Below are 17361 nucleotides of genomic sequence, written 5' to 3' on the forward strand. Positions count from 1 at the left end.
TCTGCCCCGCCCGCAGAGGCTTCGCATGAGCATCCGTGACCTGGCCTCCCGTCTGCGCATCGCCGCCGACGGGCTGCCCCCAGGCCCGGTGCCGCTGGCCGCCCTCGCCGAGGCGCACGGCGGGGCCTGGCAGGCCAGCCTGCTGGTGCTGCTGGCGGCGCCCTGCCTGCTGCCCATCCCGGGCATCGGCACCGTGCTGAGCCTGGGCCTGGCGCTGCTGGGCATGGCGCTGTGGCTGGCACCGCACCGCGGCCTGCCGGCCCGGCTCGCCCAACTGCACCTGCCCCGCGAAGGCGCCGTGCGCGGCCTCGCGCTGCTGGCCGGCTTCTACGACCGCATCCACCTCGTCACCCGCCCGCGCCTGGGCGCGATGGCCGGCCCCTCGACCCGCTGGTGGCTGGGCCCGATGACGCTGTTGATGGCGCTGCTGATCTTCCTGCCCATCCCCTTCGGCAACCTGCTGCCGGCTATGTCGCTGATGCTGGCCGGCGTGGCTCTCGCCGCGCGGGACGGCCTGTTGATGCTGGCCGCCCTCACCACCGGCGCGGGGGCCCTCGCGTCGTCCACCGCGCTGCTGCTGCTCGGCTGGCAGGCCGGCGCGGCGCTGCTGGGGCTCAGCGCCTGAGCAGCCAGCGGTACAGCGCCACACCCACGCCGGCAAACGCCACGAAGCCCAACACCTGGCTCGTGCCGAAGAAGCTCTCGCCCACCAGCGCCAGCGGCGCACCGTTGCCCGAGAACACGACGACGGCGGCGAGGATGACGCCCAGCAGGCTCTCGCCGACGATGAGCCCGGAGGCCATCAGCACGCCCAGTTGCTTGGTCGCCTCGGGGTCGGCTTTGTGCTCGGCACGGCGCTCGAACCACCAGCCCGCCACGGCACCGACGACGATGGTCAGCGTGCTGTTCAGCGGCAGGTAGATGCCCAGGCCCACGGCCAGCGGCGCGAGATGCGCGCGGCCGCCGGTGGCACGCTTCAGCACCTCGTCGACGACGATGCAGACACCGCCGATCAGCGCACCGATGCCGATCAGGTTCCAGTCCAGACCACCCTGGATGACGCCCTTGGCCAGTGCCGAGATCAGCGCAGCCTGCGGCGCGGCGAGCGCCTTCTTGGCGTCCACACCGGGTGCGCCGGCGAAGCCGTAGGCCTGGTTCAGCAGGTCCAGCACCGGCGGGATGACGACCGCACCGGCGACGACGCCGATGATGAGCGCCACCTGCTGGCGCCACGGCGTGGCGTCGACCAGTTGGCCGGTCTTCAGGTCCTGCAGGTTGTCGTTGGAGATCGTCGCGACGGCGAACACGACCGCCGTGACAAACAGCGCGTAGGCCACCAGCGCCTGGCCGGTGGACGCCGGCAGCAGCGGCTTGACGACCAGCGCCAGCAGCAGCGCCACGCCGATGACGACTAGGATGCCGACGCCCGACAGCGGGCTGTTGGACGAGCCGATCAGCCCGGCCATGTAGCCGCACACCGCGGCGACGAAGAAGCTCATCAGCACGACGTAGACGACGCCGCCGACCACCAGCAGGCCGAGCTGGTCGCCCAGGCCGGCGCTGCCCGCAAAGCTGGCCAGCATGAAGCCGATGGGCAGCATGCAGGCGGCCGTGATGAGGCCGACCGTGCCGATGGGGATGTCGCGCTCGTTGCGCGGCAGCGTGTCGGCCTTGCCGGCCTTGCGCACGCGGGCGGACTGGGCCGCCGAGCGCAGGCCCGTGACGACCGGCTTGGCCAGCTTGACCAGCGTCCAGATCGCCGCGACGGCGATGCAGCCGGCACCGATGAAGCGCACCTTCTTGCTCCACGCGAACAGCGCGACCGCCTCGGCCGCGCCGTCCACACCCTGCGTCAGGAAGGGCACGCCGCCCAGCCAGCCAATGCAGGCGCCGACGAGGATGGCGATGCCCACCCACAGCCCGATGAGGTGGCCCACGGCCAGCAGCGCGAAGCTGAAGTTCAGGTCGTAGCCGGTTGCGGGACCGGCGCCGTTCTTGTCGCCGCCTGGCAGGCGGAAGTACTGCGCCAGATTGGCCGCGAACAGCTGCGTCGCGACGACGATGCTGAAGCCGGCCGACACGACGCCGCCCATGACGATGGCCGCCAGGCCCTGGCGGTTGCTGTCGCCCGCGTCGCTGGCGTGGCCGACCTTCAGCACCTCCGCACAGGCCACGCCTTCCGGATAAGGCAGCGGCGAGTTCGTCACCAGCGCGCGGCGCAGCGGGATGGAATACATGACCCCCAGCACGCCGCCTAAAGCGCACAGCGTGGCCGAGATCCAGTACGGGAAGCCGGTCCACCAGCCGATCATGACCAGGCCGGGCAGCACGAAGATGATGGACGACAGCGTGCCCGCCGACGAGGCGATGGTCTGCACGATGTTGGTCTCGCCGATGGAGTTGCCCGCCGCGCGGCGCAGCAGTGCCATCGCGATGACCGCCGCCGGGATGGACGTCGCGAACGTGAGGCCGGCCTTGAGGCCGAAGTAGACGTTGGCCGCCGTGAAGACCAGCGTGATGAGGACGCCCAGCACGATGCCGCGCCAGGTCAGTTCGGTGCCCAGGTCGGGCGTGGAAGGCGATGAGGTGCTCATGCGTCGGGTTGGCAGAACGCCGGGTCTGGCGAGGTGCGCATCATCGCGGCAGTCGGCCGGGACGTTCAATTGACGTTAACGTCAATCAACCGCCTAAAATCCGGTTCCGATCAAGGAGACACGCCATGACCGATCTCGCCGCCGACCACAAGGCGCTGGCAGAGTACCGCCCGACCCACAAGGTCCGTTTCGTCACCGCCGCCAGCCTGTTCGACGGGCATGACGCCGCCATCAACATCATGCGGCGCATCCTGCAGGGCATGGGCGCCGAGGTCATCCACCTCGGGCACAACCGCTCGGTGGACGAGGTCGTCACCGCGGCGCTGCAGGAGGATGCGCAAGGCATCGCCATCAGCAGCTACCAGGGCGGGCACGTCGAGTACTTCAAGTACATGGTGCAGCTGCTCAAGGAGCGCGGCGGCGCGCACATCCAGGTGTTCGGCGGCGGCGGCGGCGTCATCGTGCCGGCCGAGATCCGCGAGCTGGCCGAGCACGGCGTGCGCATCTTCAGCCCCGAGGACGGCCAGCGCATGGGCCTGCAGGGGATGATCGGCGAGATGGTCATGAAGGCCGACCAGGACTTCAGCGTCTATGCGCCGCAAGACCTGTCAGCGATCGCGGGCCACTCGGAATCGGCGTGGCGCTCCCTGGCCCAGCTGCTCACCGCGCTGGAAAACGGCAAGGCCGAGTCCACCATCGTCGACGCGCTGCGTTCGCAGGCGAAAGGTATCAAGACGCCCGTGCTCGGCATTACCGGCACCGGTGGCGCCGGCAAGTCCAGCCTGACCGACGAGCTGATCCGCCGACTGCGCCTGGACCAGGGCGACAGCCTGCGCGTGGCGCTGATCTCCATCGACCCGTCGCGTCGCAAGAGCGGCGGCGCGCTGCTGGGCGACCGCATCCGCATGAACGCCATCTCGCCGTGGGCCGGTGGCCCGCGCGTGTTCATGCGCTCGCTGGCGACACGCGATTTCGGCTCCGAGATCTCCCCGGCCCTGCCCGACGTCATCGCCGCCGCCAAGGTCGCCGGCTTCGATCTCGTCATCGTCGAGACCTCCGGCATCGGCCAGGGCGACGCGGCCATCGTGCCGCTGGTCGACGTGCCGATGTACGTGATGACGCCCGAGTTCGGCGCCGCCAGCCAGCTCGAGAAGATCGACATGCTGGACTTCGCCGAGTTCGTCGCCATCAACAAGTTCGACCGCAAGGGCGCGCTGGACGCGCTGCGCGATGTGAGCAAGCAGGTGCAGCGCAACCGCGAGGCCTTCGGCCAGTCGCCGGACACGATGCCGGTGTTCGGCACGATGGCCAGCCGCTTCAACGACGACGGCGTGACGGCACTCTACCAGGCGCTGAAGGTGCGCCTCGGCCTGGGCGCCGGCCGGCTGCCGCAGGTCAGCACCCGCCACAGCACGCACCAGACGCCCATCGTGCCGCCCAACCGCGTGCGCTACCTGGCCGACATCAGCGAGACCGTGCGCGGCTACAAGGCCCGCGCGCGCAGGCAGGCCGCGCTGGCTCGCGAGATCCAGCAGCTGGACGCCAGTCGCGCGATGCTGGAAGCCGCCAATCCTGACAAGCACCGCGCCCGCGATGCGCTCGGCGAACTGGCCGAACAGCGACGCGGCAAGCTCGACGGCGACGCGCGCCAGCTGCTCGCGCAATGGCCCGACATGGTCAAGGCCTACGCGGGCGACGAGTACGTCGTGAAGATCCGCGACAAGGAGATCCGCACGGCGCTGGTCACCCAAAGCCTGTCGGGCACCAAGATCCGCAAGGTCGTGCTGCCGACGTACGAATGCCACGGCGAGCTGCTGAAGTGGCTGATGCTGGAGAACGTGCCCGGCAGCTTCCCGTACGCGGCCGGCGTGTTCGCGTTCAAGCGCGAGGGCGAAGACCCGACGCGCATGTTCGCTGGCGAGGGCGACGCCTTCCGCACCAACCGCCGCTTCAAGCTGGTCAGCGAGGGCATGCCGGCCAAGCGCCTGTCCACGGCGTTCGACTCGGTGACGCTGTACGGCGCCGACCCCGCGCCGCGGCCGGACATCTACGGCAAGGTGGGCAACAGCGGCGTGTCCATCGCGACGCTGGACGACATGAAGGTGCTGTACGACGGGTTCGACCTGTGCAGCCCGACGACGTCGGTGTCGATGACGATCAACGGCCCGGCACCCAGCATCCTGGCGATGTTCATGAACACGGCCGTCGACCAGAACCTCGCGAAGTTCCGCGCCGACAACGCCCGCGAGCCCACTGCCGACGAGGCCGCCAAGATCAAGGACTGGGTGCTGGCCAATGTGCGCGGCACCGTGCAGGCCGACATCTTGAAGGAAGACCAGGGCCAGAACACCTGCATCTTCTCGACCGAGTTCTCGCTGAAGGTCATGGGCGACATCGCCGAGTACTTCGTGCACCACAACGTGCGCAACTTCTACTCGGTGTCCATCTCGGGTTATCACATCGCCGAGGCGGGCGCGAACCCCATCAGCCAACTGGCGCTGACGCTGTCCAACGGCTTCACGTTTGTCGAGGCGTATCTGGCGCGCGGCATGCACATCGACGACTTCGCGCCCAACCTGAGCTTCTTCTTCAGCAACGGCATGGACCCGGAGTACACCGTGCTGGGCCGTGTCGCCCGCCGCATCTGGGCCGTCGCGATGCGCGACCGCTACGGCGCCAACGAGCGCAGCCAGAAGCTGAAGTACCACGTCCAGACCTCGGGTCGCAGCCTGCACGCGCAGGAGATCGCCTTCAACGACATCCGCACGACGCTGCAGGCGCTGATCGCGATCTACGACAACTGCAACTCGCTGCACACCAACGCGTTCGACGAGGCGATCACCACGCCGACCGAGGACAGCGTGCGCCGCGCGATGGCCATCCAGCTCATCATCAACCGCGAGTGGGGCCTGGCGAAGAACGAGAACCCGTCGCAGGGTGCCTTCATCATCGACGAGCTGACCGAGCTGGTCGAGGAAGCGGTGCTGGCCGAGTTCGAGCGCATCAGCGAGCGCGGTGGCGTGCTCGGCGCGATGGAGACCGGCTACCAGCGCGGCCGCATCCAGGAGGAGAGCCTGCACTACGAGATGCTGAAGCACACCGGCGAGTACCCCATCATCGGTGTCAACACCTTCCGCAACCCCAAGGGCGACCCGGTGCCTGAGCACATCGAGCTGGCACGCTCGACCGAGGAAGAGAAGCAGTCGCAGCTGTCGCGGCTGGCGGACTTCCACGCACGCCATGCGGCCGAGGCGCCGGCGATGCTCGCGAAGCTTCAGCAGGCCGTCATCGAGAACCGCAACGTGTTCGACGTGCTGATGGACGCCGTGCGCGTGTGCTCGCTGGGGCAGATCACCGGCGCCCTTTTCGAGGTCGGCGGCCAGTACCGCCGCAGCATGTAGCCGCCGCTCAGGCCAGCCGTTCGACGCTGGCCTGCAGCGTGCCGCGGTTGTTGCCGTAGAAGGCGCTGCTGTCGTTGGCGAACAGGTAGAGGTAGCCGTCGCGCTGCACGTCGAGGCTGCCGTCGGCCCCCACCGCCACGAGCTGGGATTCCCTGTCGCAGGCCAGCAGGTGCGCGCTGACGAGATGCAGTGCTTCTTCGCCGAAGTTGCCGTCGCTGGCGTTGCGCGCTTCGAGATGGGCGTCGCCATGCACCGCCGCGACGAGGCAGAACCAGTTCGCGTCCGCCACGCGGCGTGCGTGCAGCCACTCGGCCACCTGCAGCGGGAAATGCCCGGCGCTCGTGTAGCCGTTGGCGTCGCAGCTGTTCTCCTTGTCCTTCCACTCGCCGGCGGCCTGCACGCGGTAGCGCTGGCCGGCGTGCACACGCAGGCCGGTGGCGTTCCACCACTTGCGTGAGTCGACGAGCAAGGCCACCGAGCCCTGCACGGCCAGCTCTGTCGAGTCGTCCGACTGCGCCGCCGCCGGGCAGAGCTGCTCGGGCGACGTGGCCGGCTGGGTATACCACTCGGCCAGCGCCTTGATGCGGCTCAGCGACGCCGGGCGCCAGTCGGCGCGCCCCTTGAGGCGCGTCATCACGCCTTCGTGCAGCGCCTGCTGGTGCTCGGGCAGTTCGCGCGGCTTGCGCGGGCGCAGCTGCCAGACGAGGCTGGTGGCCTCCTCGTGGCGGTCGGCATCGGCGTCGGGCTTGAGGTCAGCGGCCACGCCCGGCTTGAGCAGCCCGCCGCCGGACAGCGCCTCCACCTCGCCCAGCATCCAACCCAGCGACAGGTCGCCCAGGCCGCGCTGCGGGTAGCCGCCGCCGACGTCGGCATGCACGCCGGGGAACCAGCGCTGCTCGACACCGTCACGGCTGTTCCACAGCGTGGGCGTGAAGTCGAAGCGGGTCTCGTCGATGGACAGCGCGTGGCGCCCGTTCGCAGCGCGCACGCTGAGATCGAGATCGGCGAAGTCGAAGGCCTGCCGCTCGAAACGGTCGACGCTGCGCAGGCCGTTGAAGAACGGCACGCCCAGCGCACCGACCGTGTCCCATACCCCGACGAGCTGGATGGGCTGAGGCTGGCCGGCGTCATCCCAGAAGCGGTGCTGCTCGGCCGGCACGCCATGGTTCTTGAATGCCAGCCAGCGCGCGTTGGCCTGCTCCAGCGCGTCGCCGGCCGCGGCTTGCTGCGCCGTCAGCAGGCCGGTGGCGGCGATGAAACCGGCCAGGCTGCGCGCCGCCCAGGCGCCACGCGAGAAGCCGAACACCCACAGCTGCGTGCCGGGCTGCCACAGCCGCGAGGCCAGCACGTAGAGGTCCAGCACCCGGTCGTGCAGCCCCACGCCCAGCGTGCCGCCCAGCAGGCGCTGGCCGCCGGCGCCCACGCCTTCGATGTAGAGCGCGTCCAGGTTGGCGCCTTGCAGCTGCTGGTGCTGGCGAATGCCGTCCGCGGAGGCCGGCACGTCCTGCACCTCGCCGGCCAGGGCGCAGAACAACCGCCAGACGTTGGTCTTCTGGCTGGGGTCGTTCCAGGTGCCGTCGACGCAGAGAACGAGGTGACGTGTGGCCATGATGGGCTCCGGCGGTGAGGTCGCCCAGCATGCCACCAGCCACACCGTCGCAGCGAGGCGGCTTCCACTGGATTGGGGAGCCGCCCCGCCAGGGCCGCATTCAGCGCACGCCGGCCTGGATCACCTGCATCGCCGCCCTCACCCGCTGCAGCATCGGCGACGCCTCGGCCACGCGGGCATCGAAGGGGTGCAGCCGCTGGCCACCGAGGCTGGCCATGATGCGGCGCACGTACAGCCGCGTCTCGGCGTAGGGCGGCACGCCGAGGTAGCGGTCCACGGCCTTCTCGCCGGCGTTGTAGGCCGCCAGCGCCATCTGCACATCGCCCTCGTAGTAGGCCAGCAGCCAGCGCAGATAGGCCATGCCGCCGCGGATGTTCTGCGACGGGTCGCGCAGCCGCAGCACGCCGAAGCGCGCGCCGGTCTCGGGCATCAGCTGCATCAGGCCCTGCGCCTTCTTGGGCGACTCGGCCAGCGGGTCGAAGTTGGACTCCTGGGCCATCACCGCCAGCACCAGCGCCGGCGAGAGCTGGTACTCCGGTGCCACCAGCTTCACGTAGCTGACGATGGCCGGCGGCGCGCTGGCCGGCAGCGGCAGCGTGGCCCACAGCGAGACCGGCCTGGCGCCGCGCGGTGCCGGCGGCGCGGCCGGTGCCGCAGCGACAGGGTCGGTCTCGGGCGGACGCAGACAGGGCGGCGGGTCGCCAAGCGGCGTGCCGCCCAGGGTGTCCAGCATGTTCTGCGCCTGCTGCAGGCCCTGCTCGGCTGCGGCGGCGAACATGTGGGCGGCTTCGGCGTCGTTGCGCTGGATGCCGCGCGCGTTGGTCAGCATCCAGCCCAGGCTGTATTGCGCCTCGGCATCGCCGTAGCGCGACGCACGGCAGTACAGCTTGGCCGCGGCGACCTCGTCGCGCTTGACGCCGTCGCCGTACTCCAGCGCCTTGGCCTCCTGGCGCCAACGCTCCACCTGAGCGGGCACCACGGGCCCGCGCTCGCCGGGCGGCATCGTCGGGCGCGGCAGCTGCTCCAGCGTCAGCCCGGGCACCTGGGCCACGGCGACTGCGGCAGCAAACATCAATGGCAGCGGGGCGAGGCGCAAGGGCTTGTCGGGAAGTGTCGGCGGGGTCGCAAGTCTAGACTCCGCCCCATGAACAAGACCCGGCTCGAAGCCTTCAGCGACGGCGTCATCGCCATCATCATCACGATCATGGTGCTGGAGATGAAGGTGCCGCACGGCGCCGACTGGGAGGCGCTCAAGCCGCTGTGGCCCGTGCTGCTGTCCTACGTGCTGAGCTTCGTCTACGTCGGCATCTACTGGAACAACCACCATCACCTGCTGCACGCCGTGCACAAGATCAACGGCGGCGTGCTGTGGCCCAACCTGCATCTGCTGTTCTGGCTGTCGCTGCTGCCGTTCGCCACCGGCTGGATGGGCGAGAACCACTTCGCGCCGCTGCCGGTGGCCGTCTACGGTGGCGTGCTGGTCATGGCCGCGCTGGCCTGGGTCGTCCTGCAGCGCGCGCTGACCTGCATTCCCGGCAACAACACGGCGCTGGCGCAGGCGTTGGGCAGGGACTGGAAGGGCAAGCTGTCGCCGGTGGTCTACATCGCGTCCATCGCGCTGGCCTTCGTGCACGTCGGCCTGTCGCTGGCGGGGTATGCCGTCGTCGCGCTGCTGTGGCTGATCCCCGATCGGCGCATCGAACACCATCTCAACAGCCACGGGGAATGACCATGCCCACGCTGGACCCGCGTATCGACGCCTATCTCGCCAGCGCGCCCGAATTCGCGCGGCCCATACTCGCGCGGCTGCGCGAAGACGTGCACGCCGCCTGCCCGGACATCGTCGAGACCATCAAGTGGAGCCGGCCGCACTTCCTGCTGGATGACAAGCTGCTGGGCGGCATGTCGGCCTTCAAGGCGCACTGCGCCTTCAGCTTCTGGGAGCGCGAAGGCGCGCCCGGGGGCAAGGCCGGCGCGATGGGCGACTTCGGCCGCATCGAGACGCTGGCCGATCTGCCCGGCCGCGCTGAACTGCGCCAGCGGATCAAGGCCGCCGCCACGCTGCTACAGGCCGGCGCGCCGCGTGCGCAGAAACCCGGCCGCGAACCGCGCGCGAAGCTGGACATGCCCGATGACTTCGCCGCCGCGCTCGCCCAGGTGAAGGCCGCGCAGCAGCATTACGACGCCTTCCCGCCCGGCAAGCAGCGCGACTACCTCGAGTGGGTGCTGGAAGCCAGGCGCGAGGACACGCGCGCCAAGCGCATCGCGCAGGCCGTCGAGTGGCTGGCCGAGGGCAAGTCGCGCAACTGGAAATACGAGAGCTGCTGAAGGATCTCCGATGACCGAACAAGACAACCCCTCCGCGCTCATCGACGCCAAGATCGCCTCGCTGGGCGACTGGCGCGCCGAGCTGCTGACCCGGCTGCGTGCCCTCATCCTGTCGGCCGACGACGGTGTCATCGAGACGTGGAAATGGGACGTGCCGGTCTGGGAGCGCGACGGCATCCTGTGCACCGGCGAGACCTACAAGGCCAAGGTCAAGCTGACCTTCCCGCACGGCGCTTCGCTGGCCGACCCGAAGGGGCTCTTCAATTCCAGCCTGGAGGGCAAGGTGCGGCGGGCCATCGACTTCGGCCCGGCGGATGCCGTTGATGCCAAGGCCTTCACGGCACTGATCCGCGAAGCGGCGAGGTTCAACCGGGCCAAGGCGAAGTAGCGGGGCCGCCTCGCCCTGGCTCGGGCCGCGTCAGACGTCCTCGACCGGCTGCACCTCGACGCACAGCGCCTTGCTCAGGTCGGCACCGTCGGGCAGCTTGATGTGCACGTCGTTGCCGCGCCCGTCAGCCCCCACGAACCGCAACGCGGTTGCGCCGGCTGCCCTGGGCCGCAGGCGGTGGACGTGGTACTCGCCCGGCAGAAGGGGGACGCGCTGCCCGGCGGCGGTGAAGCCCGTCAGCCGCCTGCCCTCGGGCACCTTGACGCGGTAACACTCGATGCTCATCTGCGCGTCTCCGTCGATGCCGAGAGCGGGGCCGAGGCTGCATGCCGGAGACGACGAAGCGTCTCGCGCGCGAGCAGGTAGGCGCGGAATTGGGAAGGCGTCATGCACGGGCGCGCACGTGGTGCACGCCCGGACGCAGCGATGCAAGCGTTCAACTTGGCCATGATTCAGTTCCTCATCCGAATCGGTAGGGGCGGTTCAAGACGCAGCAGGACCGGCCCCCCGCGGCGCACGCGCGGCCGCAGGGGCCGCGGGGTCACGCCATCTGCACTTCGATGCGGCGGTGCGAAGCCAGCTCGCGCCGGGGCAGTTCGATGCGCAACACCCCGGCCTCATAGCTGGCCTTTGCACGCTCGACGTCCACCGGCGCCGGCAGCTGGATGTCGCGCCGGAAGGTGCCGTACGCGCACTGCACCAGCGCATAGCTGCTGTCCGCGTGTTCGCGGTCGTAGCGCTTGCGGCCGAGCACGCTGAGCATCTCCGGCGAGCTCATCTCGATCTGGAAGTCCTCGCGCGCCATGCCTGGCGCCTCGATGCGGACGACCAGCTTGTCATGGGCGCCGTAGACGTCCACCGCCATGAAGGCCCAGCGGGCCGGCGGGAGCCAGCGATCGGTCTTGCCGCCCTCGGCATTGGCAGGCTGCGCGTCACCGGCATCGCTCCAGAAGCGCGTCAACGCATTGCCCGCTCGTGAGCCCAGCTCGCGCCAGCCCTCCGTCAGCGATTCCCAGGCTTGGCCGGCGCCATGTTTCAACTGCTCTGCAAGATGGGTCATGGTCTCGGCCCTCCGGTCACGCCGCGTTGACGGCGATCCGCCGAGGTTGCGCGTGCGCCTGCTTCGGAATGCGCAGCGTCAGCACGCCGTCCTTGAGGCTGGCATCGATCTTGGACGTGTCCAGCTCGCGACTGAGGGTGAAGCTGCGGCGATAGCAGGGCGCACGCAGTTCGGCATAGAGGGCTTCCAGGCCGTTCGGCGTCTGCGGCTGGACACGCCCCTCGATCAGGAGGGCGTCGCCCTCCACGTGCAACGCCAACTGCTCGCGCGGCACGCCCGGCATGTCGGCCAGCAGCGTGATACCGGTTTCGTCTTCGAAGACGTCCACGGCCGGCGCCGCCGCCCGCTCGGAGGCGGCGGTATCCAGTGCGGTCTGGGGCTCGTGGCTTTGAGTGATCTCCTTGCTCATGATGTCGACTCCTTCAGGACGGCGATTACTGGATGGCAATGCGCTTGGGCTGCGCGGCTTCGCGGCGGGCGATGCTCACCTGCAGCACGCCGTCGCGGTAGCTGGCCCTGACGTGGTCGGGATCGATGTCGTCCGGCAACGCGACCGTCCGGTCGAAGCGGCCGGTGGCCCGCTCACGCGCATAGACGCGGGGGCGCTCGCCGCTGGCCGCGGGCGGTACCCGCTCGCCGACCAGGCGCAGCACGCCGCGGTCGAGCGTGACCTCGATCTTGCCGGCGTCCAGGCCGGGCGCGAAGGCGTAGACCTCCACACTCTGCGGCGTGCGGCCGACGTTGATCGGCGGCAACGTGCCGGAAGCGACCGAACGAATGCTGGTCGGCAGCCCCGAGGCACCGAAGATCTCGTCGAGCTCGCGGTGCAGGCGGTCGAATTGTCCGAACAGGCTGTTCGGATGGGTCAGCAATGAATTGAACATGGCTCGATCTCCGTTCAGTGATGTTCACCGGCCGGGGCATCCAGCCGGTCGCACCCGAATTAGGAGCAGGCGAAGACATTTCAAGGGTCTGCATCGCCCCCAAAAATTAGGGAGCGATGCGGACCCGGCCGGCGCGTCGCGCGACGAGCCACGACGGCGGTGTGGGCGCGGGTGCTGTCCGCCCCCCCTGAGCCGGGCATCCACTCTGCCGCCGGCGCAGCCGGCGGCGTAGGCTGGCGGCATGCAGCTGTCCCTCTACCCCGCCCTGCTGGCCCTGTTCGAGTCGGCCGACAGCTACTGCTTCCTGAAGGACCAGGAGCGCCGCTACCGCTTTGCCAACGCCGCCGTGTGCCGCCTGTTCGGCCTGCCGCGCGAGCAGGTGCTGGGCCAGGGCGACGAGCGCTTCTTCCAGCTGGAGCACAGCACCGATCTCGTCACCCACGACCGCCGCGTGCTGGAGCGGGGCGAGGAAGTCCACGCCGCCGAACAGGTGACGATGCTGGGCGGTGACCGCCGCGTGTTCCGCTCGCTGAAGCTGCCCTGGCGCGACGCCGACGGGCGCATCCGCGGGCTGCTGGGCCTGGCCACCGACATCACCGAGGCGCGGCGCGACACGCAGGCGCTGCTGCGCCACAACCAGATGCTCAGCGCGGTGCTGGACCAGGTCGACGCCTGCGTCTACCTGAAGAGCCACGAAGGCCGCTACCTGTATGTGAACCCCAAGGTCGCCGAGCTGTACGGCCGCGCGACCGACGACATCCTGGGCCGCCAGGACGACGAGCTGCTGCCGCCGGACGTCGCCGCCGCGCTGCGCCGCACGGACGCCACGGTGCTGTCCAACGGGCAGCGCCTGGCGCGGCAGGAGACGGTGTCGGACCGCGCTGGCCGCGAGCGCCAGTTCTGGTCCATCAAGCTGCCCATCCCGCTGCCCGGCATGCCGCCGGGCGTCATCGGTTTCTCCACCGACATCACCGAACTGCTGGCACTGCGCGGCGAGCTGGAAGCAGAGCGCAGCATCGACGCGCTGACGGGCCTTGCCAGCCGCCCGCGCTTCGAGGCCGAGCTGGCGCTGGACCTGACGCTGGCCGAACGCGACGCCGCGCGGGTAGCCGTCGTCGTGCTGGACGCCGACCAGTTCAAGTACGTCAACAACAGCCTGGGCCAGGCGGTGGGCGACGCGCTGCTGCGTGAGCTGGGCGCACGGCTGCGGGCGGGAGCGGGGGGCAGCAGCACGCGGCTGTTCGGCGACGAGTTCGCCTTCAGCCTGCCACGCTACGGCTCGGCAGAGCAGCTGGCCAGCACCGTGGAGGGCCTGCGCCACGCGCTGGCCGCGCCGTATCACCTCGGCGGCCATGAACTGCGACTGACCGTGAGCGCCGGTGTGGCCGTGTTCCCGGAGGACGGCGGCAGCAGCACCGCGCTGATCAGCCGCGCCGAGACGGCCATGCACCACGCCAAGGCCCAGGGCCGCAACCGCCAGCAGTTCTACGCCCAGCAGATCGGCGACGCGGTGTCGCAGCGGCTGGCGCTGGAGCGCGACCTGCGCGCCGCCGTCGCGGCGATGGACTTCGAGCTGCACTACCAGCCCAAGCTGCGCGTGGATGGCGGGCTGGCCGGCTTCGAGGCGCTGCTGCGCTGGCGGCGGCCGGGCCACGGGCCGGTGTCGCCGGCGCTGTTCATTCCGCTGGCCGAACAGACCGGGCTCATCGACGCCATCGGCACCTGGGTCGTGCAGCAGGCCTGCGCGCAGATGGCTGCCTGGCGCGATGCGGGCCTGGGTGAGGTGCCGGTGGCGGTGAACATGTCGACCAGCCAGTTGCGCGACCCCGGCCTCGTCGCCTGGCTGGCGGGTGTGCGCCAGGCCCACGGCATCGCCGACGGGCAGCTGGAGATGGAGGTCACCGAGTCCATGATGATGGACGACCCCGAGCAGGCCATCCTCTCGCTGGAGGCGCTGCGCCAGCAGGGCATCCACCTCGCCATCGACGACTTCGGCACTGGCTATTCGTCCATGGGCTACCTCAAGCGCATCCCCGTGCACACGCTGAAGCTGGACCGCGTGTTCGTTGCCCAGGTGGACAGCGACGCCCGCGACGCCGACATCTGCGCCGGCATGATCGCGCTGGCCCACCAGTTGGGCCTGGACGTCGTCGCCGAGGGCGTGGAGACCGATGCCCAGCGCGCTGCGCTCGCCGCACGCGGCTGCGACGTGTTCCAGGGCTATCTGTTCGCCAGGCCGCTGCCTGTCGCCGAGGCCACGCGCTACCTGCTGGCCTGTGCTCCCACCGCCCGCAGCGGCCCGTGATGGCAGACTCGCGCCGCCCAGCGCCCCTGATGAAGATGCAACGCCGCCACCTGCTCGCCCTGCCCGCCGCCGCTCTCATGCCCGCCACCGCCGCCACGTCCACGCCCCGCTTCCTGCATGTCGGCACCTACGCGCCGGCCGGGCAGGGCCTCTACAGCTTCGCCATCGGCGCCGACGGCGCGTTGAAGCCGCTGGCCGCCACCCCCAACGCCGGCAGCCCCAGCTGGCTGCTGGCGGACGCCTCGCGGCAGCTCGTCTACGCCGCCGAGGAAGGCGCCAACCATGTCGCCGTCTACGCCCACGACCAAGGCGCACTGACGCTGCTGCAGCGCGAGCCCAGCGGCGGCCACAGCCCCTGCCAGCTCTCGCTGGGCGCCGGCCGGCTGTGGGTGGCGAACTATGCCGACGCCCGCTTCGCCGCGCTGGCCGTGCAGCCCGACGGCCGCCTCGCCGCTGCCGCCAGCTGGCCCAGCTGCAGCGCTGACGACTGCCGCCCCGGCCCGCGCCGCGCCGACAAGGCGCCATCCGGCAGCCAGGCCGACAGCGGGCACGACGCACCGCATGCCCACATGATCAAGCCCAGTCCCGACGGCCGCTGGCTGCTGGGCACCGACCTCGGCCGCGACCGCCTGCTCGCCTGGCCGCTGACCGCCGGTGCACCCGGCACCGAAGCGCAGGAGCTGGCGCTGAGCCCCGGCTCCGGCCCGCGCCACTTCGTCTTCCACCCGCAGGACGCCGGCCTCGTCTACGTGCTGCAGGAGGAGTCGTCCACGCTGAGCACCGTCGGACTCACAGCAGAGGGCCCACGCCTGCTGGACGAGATCAGCGTGCTTCCCGATGGCTTTGCCGGCACCAACTACGCGTCCGACCTGCTCGTCGCCCCCGGCGGCCGGCACCTCTACGCGCTGAACCGCCTGCACGACAGCCTGGCGGTCATCTCGCTGGCCCAGCCGCGCCGGCCGCGCCTGCTGGATCACCACTGGGTGCACGGCAACTACCCGCGCAGCGCCTGCATCGCGGGGCACGACCTTTATGTCTGCAACCAGCGCAGCGACCAGCTCAGCCACTTCAACCTCGGCCGCCCCGAGGCGCCGCGGTTCACGGGCCGGCAGACGGGCGTGCCTTCGCCCGCCGGAGCCTGTTCGCTCTAGACTGGGCCGATGAAGCAAGCCGCCCTCCTCGTCCTGCTCGCCGGCGCCGCCCTCGCGCGCGCCGAACCCATCGGTTCCGTCGACACGGCCTTCAAGCTGATCGGGCCGGACCACAAGATCGTCGTCGACGTCTACGACGACCCCAAGGTGCAGGGCGTTGCCTGCTATGTGTCGCGCGCCAAGACGGGCGGCCTCTCCGGCGCCATTGGGCTGGCCGAGGACAAGGCCGAAGCCTCCATCGCCTGCCGCCAGGTCGGCCCCATCGCCATCACGCAACCGCTGGCGAAGCAGGAAGAGGTCTTCAACGAGCGCATCTCGCTGGTGTTCAAGAAGCTGCGCATCGTCCGCATGGTCGACCCGGCGCGCAACACGCTGGTCTACCTGACGTATTCCGACCGCCTCATCGACGGTTCGCCGAAGAACAGCGTCACGGCGGTGCCCGTCGATAGACAGACCCCCATCCCCGTCAAGAAATGACCTTCACCGACGCCCTGTTCGCGCTGATGCCCATGCAGGCGCTGGCCGCGGCGCTGGTGCTCATCACCATCATCGGCTGGCGCAACGCGAACACGGGCGGGCGCTGGGCGCAGGCCGGCATGGTGGCGCTGGGCCTGGGGCTGGCGCTGTCCAGCCCGGCGCTGGGCCAGCACGTCGCGGTGCCGCACGGCGTGCGCAGCGCCGGCGTGGGCCTGACCAGCCTGGGCCTGTCGGCGCTGTGGTGGGCGCTGGGCCTGTGGCTCACGCCGCGCCCGGGTCGCTGGATCATGACCGCGGTGCCCGTCGGCCTGACGACGGGTCACGCGTTGCTGCGGGCCGACCCCGCCGCGGCGCAGACGCTGACCGACCTCGTGCTGGGCGCCCAGCTGCTGTGGCTGGGCGTGGAGCTGACGATGCCCGGCCGCCCCGCCGTGCTGCAGGGCCTGAACAGCCGGCGCTGGCGGCTGCTGGGCCTGTGCGCCGTGCTGCCGCTGCTGGCCGCCATGTTCTACCGCGCCACCCACGAGCTGCTGGGCCCGGGCGACGCGACACCCTGGCCCGACCTGCTGCTGGCGCTGGCCGGCCAGCTCGCGCTGCTGCTGACGCTGCCGATGCTGCTGCTGGCCTGGCGCGGCCAGACCGAGGTCGAACTGGCCCGACTGGCGCAGACCGACGGCCTGACCGGCCTCGCCGACCGCGGCGCGTTCACGGCGCGCTCGGTCGAGTTCATCTCGCTGGCGCGCCGCTTCGACGAGCCGCTGGCGCTGATCGTGCTGGACCTGGACGACTTCACCACGCTGCAGGCCGAGCATGGCGCGGACTTCGCCGACCGCGCGCTCGCCCTGTTCGCCGCCTGCGTGCAGACGCAGATGCGCCTGGGCGACCAGGCCGGCCGGCTGGCGGGTGAACACGTCGGCGTGCTGATGGCACGCTGCCTGCCCCAGGGCCCGCAGGCGCTGGACCAGCGCCTGCGCCACGCGCTGGCCGAGCGCGCGCCGGCCGAGCTGGGCGTGAACCTGTCCTTCAGCGCCGGCTGGGCCCGCCTGCGCCCCGGCGACCGCGGCCTGCCCGACCTGCAGCGCCGCGCCGAGACGGCGTTGTACGAGGCGCAACGGGCCGGCAAGGGCCAGTTGATGGCGGAGCCCGGCGTCGCGGATTGATCCG

General features: G+C 70.5%; 16 protein-coding genes. 9 read left to right on the plus strand and 7 right to left on the minus strand.

The window, feature by feature from the left end; translation table 11 throughout:
* Positions 1–25: 25 nt before the first annotated feature.
* On the plus strand, positions 26–625 hold the full coding sequence (locus ACG04R_RS00430) for an exopolysaccharide biosynthesis protein (protein ID WP_394405487.1): 600 nt from the start codon (positions 26–28) through the stop codon (positions 623–625).
* Here ACG04R_RS00430 and ACG04R_RS00435 read toward each other — a convergent pair.
* A complete protein-coding gene (locus ACG04R_RS00435; protein WP_394405488.1) occupies positions 615–2594 on the minus strand; it encodes an OPT family oligopeptide transporter in 1980 nt (659 codons plus the stop codon). The two genes, ACG04R_RS00430 and ACG04R_RS00435, sit on opposite strands and share 11 nt — an antisense overlap.
* A gap of 125 nt (positions 2595–2719) precedes the next feature.
* Here ACG04R_RS00435 and icmF point away from each other — a divergent pair, with 125 nt between their 5' ends.
* A complete protein-coding gene (gene icmF / locus ACG04R_RS00440; protein WP_394405490.1) occupies positions 2720–5995 on the plus strand; it encodes a fused isobutyryl-CoA mutase/GTPase IcmF in 3276 nt (1091 codons plus the stop codon).
* 7 nt (positions 5996–6002) lie between these two features.
* Here the strand turns inward: icmF and ACG04R_RS00445 are convergent, their stop codons facing one another.
* Together ACG04R_RS00445 and ACG04R_RS00450 are read right to left on the minus strand one after the other, a co-directional pair.
* Positions 6003–7604, minus strand: a complete 1602-nt coding sequence (locus ACG04R_RS00445) for a phospholipase effector Tle1 domain-containing protein (protein WP_394405492.1) — start codon at positions 7602–7604, stop codon at positions 6003–6005.
* A 100-nt stretch (positions 7605–7704) separates the two neighbouring features.
* Entirely contained in the window at positions 7705–8676 is a 972-nt protein-coding gene (locus ACG04R_RS00450; RefSeq protein ID WP_394405494.1) for a transglycosylase SLT domain-containing protein, read from the minus strand.
* Positions 8677–8748: 72 nt separating this feature from the next.
* Between ACG04R_RS00450 and ACG04R_RS00455 the strand changes: the two genes are divergently transcribed.
* Genes ACG04R_RS00455 through ACG04R_RS00465 form a run of 3 tightly spaced genes read left to right on the plus strand, consistent with a single transcriptional unit; the run spans position 8749 to position 10320 of the window.
* Positions 8749–9333 carry a TMEM175 family protein gene (locus ACG04R_RS00455; protein WP_394405496.1) on the plus strand — a complete coding sequence of 195 codons (585 nt, stop codon included), beginning with the start codon at positions 8749–8751 and terminating at the stop codon, positions 9331–9333.
* Positions 9334–9335: 2 nt separating this feature from the next.
* Complete coding sequence (locus ACG04R_RS00460; protein ID WP_394405498.1) at positions 9336–9932, plus strand: YdeI/OmpD-associated family protein; 597 nt, start codon at positions 9336–9338, stop codon at positions 9930–9932.
* 10 nt (positions 9933–9942) lie between these two features.
* Positions 9943–10320 carry a DUF1801 domain-containing protein gene (locus ACG04R_RS00465; RefSeq protein ID WP_394405500.1) on the plus strand — a complete coding sequence of 126 codons (378 nt, stop codon included), beginning with the start codon at positions 9943–9945 and terminating at the stop codon, positions 10318–10320.
* 30 nt (positions 10321–10350) lie between these two features.
* On the opposite strand, the gene ACG04R_RS00470 is transcribed toward ACG04R_RS00465, so the two are convergent.
* The 4 genes from ACG04R_RS00470 to ACG04R_RS00485 all read right to left on the minus strand — a co-directional run bounded on the left by ACG04R_RS00470 (position 10351) and on the right by ACG04R_RS00485 (position 12264).
* On the minus strand, positions 10351–10605 hold the full coding sequence (locus tag ACG04R_RS00470) for a hypothetical protein (protein ID WP_394405501.1): 255 nt from the start codon (positions 10603–10605) through the stop codon (positions 10351–10353).
* A 256-nt stretch (positions 10606–10861) separates the two neighbouring features.
* Positions 10862–11380: an Hsp20/alpha crystallin family protein gene (locus tag ACG04R_RS00475; protein ID WP_394405503.1), complete on the minus strand. Its 519-nt coding sequence runs from the start codon at positions 11378–11380 to the stop codon at positions 10862–10864.
* 16 nt (positions 11381–11396) lie between these two features.
* Positions 11397–11789 carry an Hsp20/alpha crystallin family protein gene (locus ACG04R_RS00480; RefSeq protein ID WP_394405505.1) on the minus strand — a complete coding sequence of 131 codons (393 nt, stop codon included), beginning with the start codon at positions 11787–11789 and terminating at the stop codon, positions 11397–11399.
* A 25-nt stretch (positions 11790–11814) separates the two neighbouring features.
* A complete protein-coding gene (locus ACG04R_RS00485) occupies positions 11815–12264 on the minus strand; it encodes an Hsp20/alpha crystallin family protein (protein WP_394405507.1) in 450 nt (149 codons plus the stop codon).
* Positions 12265–12505: 241 nt separating this feature from the next.
* On the opposite strand from ACG04R_RS00485, the gene ACG04R_RS00490 reads away from it, so the two are divergent.
* Genes ACG04R_RS00490 through ACG04R_RS00505 form a run of 4 tightly spaced genes read left to right on the plus strand, consistent with a single transcriptional unit; the run spans position 12506 to position 17357 of the window.
* Positions 12506–14569 (plus strand): putative bifunctional diguanylate cyclase/phosphodiesterase, encoded by a 2064-nt coding sequence (locus ACG04R_RS00490; protein WP_394405509.1) that lies wholly within the window; start codon positions 12506–12508, stop codon positions 14567–14569.
* 29 nt (positions 14570–14598) lie between these two features.
* Positions 14599–15720 carry a lactonase family protein gene (locus ACG04R_RS00495; RefSeq protein ID WP_394405510.1) on the plus strand — a complete coding sequence of 374 codons (1122 nt, stop codon included), beginning with the start codon at positions 14599–14601 and terminating at the stop codon, positions 15718–15720.
* 9 nt (positions 15721–15729) lie between these two features.
* Positions 15730–16197: a CreA family protein gene (locus ACG04R_RS00500; RefSeq protein WP_394405512.1), complete on the plus strand. Its 468-nt coding sequence runs from the start codon at positions 15730–15732 to the stop codon at positions 16195–16197.
* Positions 16194–17357: a GGDEF domain-containing protein gene (locus ACG04R_RS00505; RefSeq protein ID WP_394405514.1), complete on the plus strand. Its 1164-nt coding sequence runs from the start codon at positions 16194–16196 to the stop codon at positions 17355–17357. Before ACG04R_RS00500 ends, ACG04R_RS00505 begins: the two co-directional genes overlap by 4 nt.
* The last annotated feature ends 4 nt before the right edge of the window (positions 17358–17361 follow it).

It is taken from the genome of Pelomonas candidula (assembly GCF_043555985.1).
Taxonomy (GTDB): domain Bacteria; phylum Pseudomonadota; class Gammaproteobacteria; order Burkholderiales; family Burkholderiaceae_C; genus Pelomonas; species Pelomonas candidula.